We start from the raw sequence: 9,820 nt of genomic DNA, 5'->3' as shown, positions 1-9,820 counted from the left end.
CATCAACGTGATCGATTAGTTCTTGTAACCAGTTTTCTAAAAATTTTTGATCTGATGAAAGCCATTTACCTACTCGATAATTTGTTGTGTTATTTTGCATGATTATAATTGTTTTTTTGTGTTTGGGATCTATTTGTTTGTCTAGATTCCGCTATTGATATGTTACAAATGTACGGGAGATAGAAGAGCTTGGTTTGTAAATTATTTAGTAGAATTAGTAAATTATTCAATATTTAAATGTAAAAACTAAACTTTAGTCAAAATATAAAATGGGGTAGTCTAATATTGATAGTCAAAACTTATCCAAAGTAGATGGAATGTATAAAAAAAACCGTTTAAGAAAATTGCTTCATATTCTTAAACGGTTTATCAATCTATAGAAATTTTCAAATACTATTGCACATTGTTGTCTGCATTAGTCATGTTTTGTATTGAATCTAATTTCCCTTGTAATAACGATACAATTTCAGGATGCTGATCAGCAACATTATTTAATTCTTGAAGATCATTTTCGAGATTAAATAATTGAGGTTTCTTGGAAAGGCCACCTTTTATATTCTTTGTTCTTTCCATAAAATTAGGTACTCTCTTTTTCTTTGGAATAGGTTGAATGTACTTCCAATTACCATGACGCATTGCAATTGAGAAACTTTCTTCTACCATAAAGTCTCGCCCTTCTTGAGATTCACCTAATAATGCTGGTAACATACTTTTCGAATCAATAGCGACGTCTTTTGGTAATTCTGTTCCTAATAATTCTGCAAATGATGCATAAAAATCTATATGTGAGAATGTAGCATCATTTGTTTGCCCTGCCTTAATTTTATTTGGCCAATAAGCAATCATTGGAACTCTAGTACCACCTTCTAGAGCAGAGTATTTACCACCACTGTAAGGACCTGACGGTTTATGATCACCAAGTAATTCAATTGCTTTATCATCATAGCCATCTGTAAGGACAGCCCCGTTATCAGAAGTAAAGATGACTAAAGTATTGTCTTCAATTCCTAAATCTTTTAATGTTTTCATCACTAAACCAGTAGTGTAGTCCATCTGAAGAATTACATCACCTCTGACACCCATCTCAGATTTTCCTTTGAATTGATCAGAAGGTAGTCGAGGTACGTGAATATCATGGAAAGCAAAGTATAAGAAGAACGGATCATCTTTATGTTGCTTGATAAACTCAGAAGCTTTACCCGCTAATTTTTCAGGGAAGTCTTCATCTGTCCAAAGTGCTTTTTCACCACCTTTCATATAGCCAATTCTAGAAATACCATTAATAATCGTATTTCCATGTTGTTTGTCTGCACCTTGACGTAATAATTCAGGATGCTCATTTCCTGTTGGACGATCAGAAATATTCTTTTTGTAACTCACTGTAATTGGATCATTAGGATCCAAGTTGACTACATGATGATTTTCAAGATAAACAGAAGGAACACGGTCACCTGTTGAAGGTAATAAGAAGGAGTAATCGAATCCAATTTCCAATGGACCTGGCTTCACTGCTGTATTCCAATCCACATTTCCATTCCCTAGTCCAAGATGCCATTTACCAACTACTGCTGTAGCATACCCTTCCTCCTTCAACATATCAGGAAGTGTTTTTTTGTTAGGATTGATCAATAGGGGCGCATCGCCTGGAAGAATCTGAGCTTTCTTTCTAAAGGCATATTCTCCTGTCAACATTGAATATCGAGAAGGAGTACACGTAGCATGTGGAGAGTGTACATCTGTAAATAGAATTCCACCATTGGCTAATTTATCAATCTCAGGAGTTTGTGCTCCTTTTAAACCATTAACTCCAATATCACCATATCCTAAGTCATCCACATAAAAGATGATAATATTTGGTTTGTCTGTATTTTTAGTAACGTCTGCTTTTTGTGCGGGCTTTTGGCATGCTACCATACCAGCAAAAGCAAGACAGGTTAATAATTTTTTCATTTTATTGCTCGTTTAGTTTTTCAATTTTCCATAAAGAATAATTGTCATTTGTAGAACTGATCACAATAGAAGCATCATCAGCATTAGATGTCGCTCTTAAGTAACGACCTGTCTCTTTATTTTTGATTAAATAATAACCATCATTTTGGTCAATAAAATCCCATTGTGTCCAGCTTCCAACATTATCAAGAGGTTTCGTATATAATAATGCTCCATCGACATTTTCTACTGCTCTGATAAATTTGTCAGTACCTTCATTTTTGATATGATAATACCCATTATTCTCTACCAACTTCCAATATGTCCAATCACCTGTACGATTGTTATATGTTTGTTTTACTTCCTGATTATCTCCTTCACCTACAACTCTGAAGTAATAGTTTGATGCTTTATTTCGAATACGAACAGTATCAACAGTATTAGGAAGACCAACATTGGGATCTCTTTCCCACACTCTAACATAATCTACTTCAGCTGTTGATAAATCTCCGATAGGTTGTGAGACAAAATCACCATCTGCAAAACTAGCACCTACGGATAACCATAACCATTCTTCAACCTGTGGAACCCATGCTCCAGCATAAGATACTTTTAATTCTCCATCATAATAGATTTCCATTTTGTCTTCTTCCCATAAAAGACCATAAACATGAAATCCATCATGAATGTTAGGCGTATCATATTTCTTAGTATTTGCCTTGTGGTCGGCACCGTAGCCATCAATGTGTACTACTGCTTTTGTCGTTTCACTAAGCCAAGCTGATTCAAAAATATCAACTTCAGCACCATCATTGGCAGTTCCGTCTACATTGCCTTGATGATGACCTTGTAACCAGAAAGCAGTATGATTGCCTTTTGATGTATCAGCAATTTTTATTCTTGCTTCTAGGTATCCGTATTTAGGTTGATATTTATTTCTAGAATCTACAGAACCGCAATACATCTTATTTGAAGTTACTTTAGAACTTTTCAACATAAGTTGCCCATTGCCATTTAACCAAGCGTGATCTTCTACCCAAAACCATGAACTAATGCCTAAATCAGGTCTCGGTGCTCTACTTTTTTCACTGACCGTTTTGGTCCATTTGGCAGTATCTAAATTTGTTCCTTCAAATTCATCAGACCAAACTTCAATCCATCCTTCAGAAGTATTAATTCTTCCGTTTGAAGAAGTGAGAAAAGGTTGATGCTGTTTCGTTTCTTCTTTTGTATCTAATTCATTAAATGTTGAACAGCTAATGAATTGAACAAATAATAATATGTAGAGTAATTTATTGGTCATATTTAAATAAAGTTTGTGGTGATTTAAAAGAAAGTAAATAGAAAATTTCCTTCTATTTACAATCTTCTTTTATTAGATATTCTGATTTGTATTGACTACTGAAGATGCACTTTCAAGTCCTTTTGCAGATGCTTTTACAGTAATACTACCTTTTTCTTTTGATGTTTGAAGAATTGCCATACACTTACCATTGAAGGCTTTTCTATGCTTTTCAACAAACGATTCTAATGAGGTAGGATCACCATTCCCAACTGCTTTTAAAATACCTTGTCCTTCTACTTCAAAGTTGACTAAGTTATTGGCTCTCGGGCAAAGATTTCCTTCTTTATCTAAAATAGAGATGGTTGCGTAAACAATTTCTTCACCATTGGCATTTGCTTCAGTTCTATCGAGATCAATTTGAATATGATGTGGTTTACCTGCAGTACGTTTTATAACTTCTTCAATAGCTTCACCATTTTCATCTAAAGCAACAACCTTAATTTCTCCTGCATGATAAGTAATATCATCCCATCTTAAACGGTAAGTATCGTATAGGTTTTTAGTATCTTTTGATTTAATACCCATGCTTTCACCGTTTACAAAAAGTTCCGCTGTAGTATAGTTTGTGTAAGCATGAACACTTACTTTTTGTCCTTCTTTCCAATTCCAGTGAGGAAGAACATGTAATACTTTTTCATTAGACCATTTACTCTTGTACAAATAGAAACGGTCTTTTGGAATTCCAGCTAAATCAATAATTCCGAAATATGAACTTTTCGTAGGCCACTCTTCATTGTAAGGAGTTGGCTCACCCAAATAGTCATAACCAGTCCATACAAATTCACCCATGATGAATTTATTTTGATCTTGCGCTCTAAATTCTCTGTCTGGAGTTTGTGCCCAGTTAGGGAAGTCCATATCAAAAGAATTAGAATGCAGGCTCGGTCTGATTTTATGTTTTCCCTCTTTGGCAGGGAAGAAGTATTCACCTCTTGAACTTACCGTAGAAGCTGTTTCACTACCATACATTTTCCATTCAGGGTGTTCTTTATGGAATTTTTGGTACTTGTTAGGTTTATAATTCCAACCAGGAATATCAACTGCGTCAGCTAAACCATTTTTGATGGCACCTTTCCAGTTGTTGAAACCAGCAGTAGAAGGTCTTGTAGGATCTTCTCTATGCACAATATCCGTTAAGAATTGGGCATTTTTGTAACCGTCTTCTTTCGTTTGCTCGCGGATTTCATTACCAATAGACCACATAATCAATGAAGGGTGATTTCTATCTCTATGCATTAAAGCAACAAGATCTTTTTCAGCCCATTCATCCCAAAGTTGGTTGTAACCATTTTCTGTTTTTGGCACTTCCCACTCATCAAACGCTTCAGCTACGAATAAAAAGCCCATTTTGTCCGCTAATCTAGCTAAATCTGGATCTGATGGATTATGGGTAGAACGGATAGCATTAGCACCCATTTCTTTCAATTTCTTTAATCTATGAATTAAAGCGGATTCATTGTGTGTAGCTCCCAAAGGACCTAAATCATGATGTAGACAAACACCTTTGAATTTCAACTCTTCACCATTCAAAAAGAAACCGTCATTATTAGTGAATTCAATTGTTCTGAAACCAAACTCACTATTATAAGTATCCACAATTTCATTATTGATCGCTACTTGAGTAATTACTTGATACAAGTTAGGAGTATCAGGAGACCATAATTGAGGAGTGTCAACTTCAATCTCAGCTGTATTTTTTGTTTCCCCTTTTGTAACTTTTACCTCTTTAGAAAATGAACCAACGCGTTGATTTTTAAATAAAATTGTGTGGATCAGTTCTACATTTTGGTTTTGAGTAGAAGCATTTGTAATAGATGTTTCTACTTTCACCATTCCATTTTCTTTGGTAATTGAAGGTGTTGTAATGAACGTTCCCCAATTTTTAATATGAATAGGATTTGTCTTTACTATACGTACATTTCTGTAAATACCAGCACCAGGATACCATCTTGATGATAATGGTTTATTTTCAAGGTGAACTTCTAAAAGATTATCTTTTTCAAATTGTACGAATTCAGTTAAATCAAATTCGAATGATGAGTAACCATAAGGCCATGTACCTATAAATTGTTTATTCAAATAAACTTTTGCGTTACTCATAGCTCCATCAAATTGAATAAAAATACGCTTGTCTTTATCCTGGTTTGTGAAGTGAAGTATTTTTTTGTAGAAACCTTTACCAATATGTGGTAAGGCACCTGTTCTACCTGTTCTTAGTTTAGGTACTTTGTCACCATCTTCTAATACCACTACTTCTTGCATATCAATGGTTTTGTCAAATTCCATTGAAATTGCCCAATCGTGAGGTACAGAAACTGTGCTCCAGTTATTGTCTAAAGTATCTTGATATTGAAATTGCCAGTTATCAGTTAGTCTGATTACTTCTCTATATTCTCTATCTACTTTTTCAATCTTCTGGCAGCCATATATAGAGAGTAGGAGTAATCCTAAAATCGTTATTAAGTAATGCTTTTTCATATAGTAGTGTAAAGCAGAAGGGGAGAAGCTTAACATTCTCCCCTTTTACATTTATATTATTTTTCAATCACTGAAACATTGTCGATAAGGAAATAACCTGAGTTATTATCTTTACCTTTATAAACATTGAAAGTCAATGAAGAATGACCTTCAGGAACAGTGTATTCAAAAGTTGTCAGTGCCCAATCATCACTTCCCGCAATCACTTCTTGAGTTTTGAAGTTATTGTCATTTGATGCTTTGATTGTGAATTTTAAATCTTTTGCAGAACCATCTTCCCATTTAGTATACATAGAGAAAACGTATGTTTTACCCGCTTCAACAGTGATAGTTTGGCTAATAGATGCCTCATCTTTCTTTAATCTACCACATTGAGTTCCTTCATAAGGAGCAGTAAACTCTGAATCTACGATATCTGCAGTACCACTGTTATATCCTTTCCAAGGTTCTGTATTTGTGCCTAAAGCACCTGTAGCTAAACCTTCGAAATCACCATTAGCAACAACTTCTACTTTTTCAACTGGAGGTTCAGGTTGTTCAACATCGCCAGTCTCAACTAAGATCACATCGTCAATCATGACAGTATTGTCTTTTTCACCACCTGGCTTCACAATAGTAATTCTAATTGTAGCCGTCGTTTCTGCAGTTTCGAAAGTGAAGTTTGCATTTGTCCATTCAGTAGCTGAAGCAAAGTTTTCGTTTAATAATTCAACTTTTCCACCATCAGTTACATCAAATACTCTGATGATACCTGCTGTTGTTGGAGCCTCGCCCCATTTAGAATGCATATCTAAAGCGTAAACTTTATTAGCTGAAACAGAAATTACTTGGTTGATAAAAGCACCGTCCCCATTGTTGTCAGTGGCTAATATAGCATATTGTGAACCAGTATGTGCCATTGATACATCGTTCATAAAGCTACCGTCAAATCCATACCAAGAAGATTCAGAAGAACTTGGGAATGTACCCGCAGTTAAATCTTCAAAACCACCGTCAGTGATTAAACCAGAATCAGGAACTGGATTAGGAGTCGGGTCTGGCTCAGTTACTTCACCTGTTTTGAATAATGATACTTCGTCAATAAATAATTCTGTTAAACCAGCGTTAGTATCATCATTTGTACCTCCTTTGTAGAATACTAAAGTAATTTTTGAAGTATTTTCAAGTGTTTGGAAAGATGCTGTAACATCAGCCCAATCAGTACTTGTAGATATTTCTTCTACATAAAGTTGAGGCCATCCACCTTCTGGCTTCTTATCAGCAGATCTATCTTGAACTTGTACTTTAATAGTACCGTCAGGCGTTGAAGCCCATTTTGTAGAGTAAGAGAATTGATAAATTGCATTTGCTTCAGCTTCAATATGTTGTAACATAGAACCACCATCTCCATTTTTATCTGGTTGGATTCTACCTGAAACGATACCTGCTTTTGCTGTTGTTGCATCAGTGAAGCCATTGTCATAACCACCCCATGCACCTTCTTCATTTCTGAATTCAAATCCACCATCAACTACTAAACCGTAGTCACCAGCTTCAGGAATAGTAGAGTTACCACTACCTGTTTCTAAGTTAGCATCATGCTCAGCGTAGATGATACCAAGATCCGTTAAGATGTCAGAATCTGTTTCGTAAATCGCTGAAATATGTAAAGCCGCTTGGTTTTTCGCACGACCACCATCAAACCATGCATATCTTTGGATATAATCCGCTTGGTCCATCATAGGAAGTAATTCTTTCATTAAATCCTGAGCTTGCTCTTCAGATCTTTTGTTGTTTTCAGGAGTTGTAGCATTCCAGTCTGCTAAGCCCATCTCAGTAATCCAAACAGGTCTTCCACCAAAGCTAGTACTCGCATTTTGGAAAGCTTCCATCCATTTCAATGGATCAATAGAATCTGTGTAACGATGCATACAGATGAAGTCAACTCTTAAACCATTTGCATCCGCTTTTGACATAAACTCTTGTAACCATCCACTATTCATTGCTGCAGGAGCAGGAGAACCTAATGGTACACCAACTGATTCTAATAAAGGCCATAATGCAATCGCTTCATCAACAGTCATGTGTGATTGATCTTCTTTATCTGGCTCATTAAAACCTAATAAATATTTGATTTGTCCTTGATCAGCAAGCTCTTTTAACTTTTCAATTTTTTCCTCAACATTATTACGACCCCAAATCATTGGAACGAATTCTACATTGTCTGGAATATCTGCAGGGTAATCAGATCCCCATGAATAATGCCAGTAAGGTTGAGATAAAGAGACACAGTTACTCCAAACATAACTTTTAGTTGTTTGTCCAAATCCTTTTTTACCGTATACGATTACTTCTTCCTCAACTTCTTCACCTGGAACAGGTCTGTGGTTGATCATATCATCCATATCACAGCTAGTAAATAATGTTGCTATGAAAGGAATTAATACAGATAATTTTAAAAATCTATTTTTCATTGTAGTATTTTTTTAGCGTAGATACTAGGGGATTGTTTCCCCTAGTATAAATTTTTGAAAGAATTACCAACCTGGGTTTTGTGTCAGGTTAGGGTTTCTATCCAATTCCGTTTGAGGAATTGGCCACCAGTAATGCTTACTTTCGTTGAATGATCTGTCGTGGAAGATTACCTTATTTTCGAAGTCATCTTTCGCTGTTTCCCATCTCAATTCGTCGAAGTATCTTAAACCTTCAAATGCTAATTCTACTCTTCTTTCGTGTCTGATTTCATTTCTTAATTCATCTTGAGATAATGATGAATCAAAGTCAGGCATTCTTACTCTTCTTCTTAGTTGATTTAATGCATTAAATACATCTCCAGAAGGACCACTTAATTCATTTTTCGCTTCAGCATACATTAATAAAACATCAGCATAACGAAGGATCATAAAGTTTCTATCGCCATCTTCATATAAACCAACTTCTTCACGGATATACTTTTGGATACCGTATCTAGTTGCTTTTACATTGTTATCCCACTTGTCAGCATCTACCCAAGGCTCACCACCTCTAAGGATTGACATATCTAAACGAGGGTCTCTGTTTTCAAATTCAGCCCAATAGTCATAGATACTTAAACCTTCAGCCTCTAATTGTGCTTTTGTTTTTGGTAAACCATTTTCATCTGACCATGTAGAGAAAGGAGTTGCCTCAGGATCATCTTCAGGTCTTAAACCATTTTTAGTATAATAATCAAATACTAAGTTAGGTAGCACACCAAAGTGAGATTGAGGTTGTTTTTTGTAAGTACCAGAGAATTTCTCACCTGACTTCATGTTTGAAGCAAATTGTACAGAGAAGATTGACTCTGGGCTATTTTCACCTTCCGCAGAGAATAATAAGTCATAATCTGCAAGTAAGCTATGTTTACCAGAGTTCATTACTGCTTGACAATCTTCAACTGCAGCTTCATAAAACTTATTGTATAAGTTTACTCTTGCTCTTAAAGCCAAGGCAGCGTACTTCGTGATTCTACCTTCTGACTCACCATTATCAGGAAGTAAGTCGATAGCTGTTGTTAAATCTTCAAGGATTTGCGCTACTACTTCTTCATTTGATGATTTCTCAATCTTTGCTTCATCTGGAGAAACTACTGTTAAAATCAATGGTACATTTTTATATAACATTGATAAGTTGTTGTAGAATAAAGCTCTTAAGAATAAAGCCTCACCAATAGAAGTTTCTTTCAACGTTCTATCAATATTCATTGAAGGGGCGTTGTCTAAGATTTCGTTGGCTCTTCTGATACCTTTATAGTTATCGTTCCATACCCAGTTGATACGGTCAGTGGCAGGGTTATGCTGTCCTACACTGATATCCCAATAACGCATCCAAGTCCATTCGTTGTAACCATTGTCACTGATACAATCCAAATCTCTGTATCCTCTAGCATAAAGCTCTTCAGGAGTAAGACTCTCGTATGCCGCAGTAACTGCTAATTCCAAATGCTCTTCTGTTTGCCAGTAAGAATCTTGGTTTAATTTATTATTATCTTGTAAATCTAGGAAGTTGCTGCAAGATGTAAGAGTTGCGGCACTTAATAGAGTGATTATTGCTTTTTTCATGGTTAATACG

General features: G+C 35.5%; 5 protein-coding genes. All 5 read right to left on the bottom strand.

The window, feature by feature from the left end; genetic code table 11:
* Positions 1-393 precede the first annotated feature (393 nt).
* The 5 genes from ACXAHM_RS19945 to ACXAHM_RS19925 all read right to left on the bottom strand — a co-directional run bounded on the left by ACXAHM_RS19945 (position 394) and on the right by ACXAHM_RS19925 (position 9,810).
* Complete coding sequence (locus ACXAHM_RS19945) at positions 394-1,950, bottom strand: sulfatase family protein (protein WP_474963730.1); 1,557 nt, start codon at positions 1,948-1,950, stop codon at positions 394-396.
* A gap of 1 nt (position 1,951) precedes the next feature.
* Positions 1,952-3,232 (bottom strand): family 16 glycosylhydrolase, encoded by a 1,281-nt coding sequence (locus tag ACXAHM_RS19940; protein WP_474963726.1) that lies wholly within the window; start codon positions 3,230-3,232, stop codon positions 1,952-1,954.
* 72 nt (positions 3,233-3,304) lie between these two features.
* On the bottom strand, positions 3,305-5,752 hold the full coding sequence (locus tag ACXAHM_RS19935) for a glycoside hydrolase family 2 TIM barrel-domain containing protein (RefSeq protein WP_474963722.1): 2,448 nt from the start codon (positions 5,750-5,752) through the stop codon (positions 3,305-3,307).
* Positions 5,753-5,808: 56 nt separating this feature from the next.
* Positions 5,809-8,205: a glycosyl hydrolase gene (locus ACXAHM_RS19930; protein WP_474963720.1), complete on the bottom strand. Its 2,397-nt coding sequence runs from the start codon at positions 8,203-8,205 to the stop codon at positions 5,809-5,811.
* Between the two features lie 63 nt (positions 8,206-8,268).
* Complete coding sequence (locus tag ACXAHM_RS19925; RefSeq protein WP_474963718.1) at positions 8,269-9,810, bottom strand: RagB/SusD family nutrient uptake outer membrane protein; 1,542 nt, start codon at positions 9,808-9,810, stop codon at positions 8,269-8,271.
* Positions 9,811-9,820: the final 10 nt, after the last annotated feature.

The organism is Flammeovirga sp. AWQ4_249, assembly GCF_056161045.1.
Note: the sequence above shows the minus strand (reverse complement) of the source record. Positions and strands in the feature narration are given on the sequence as shown.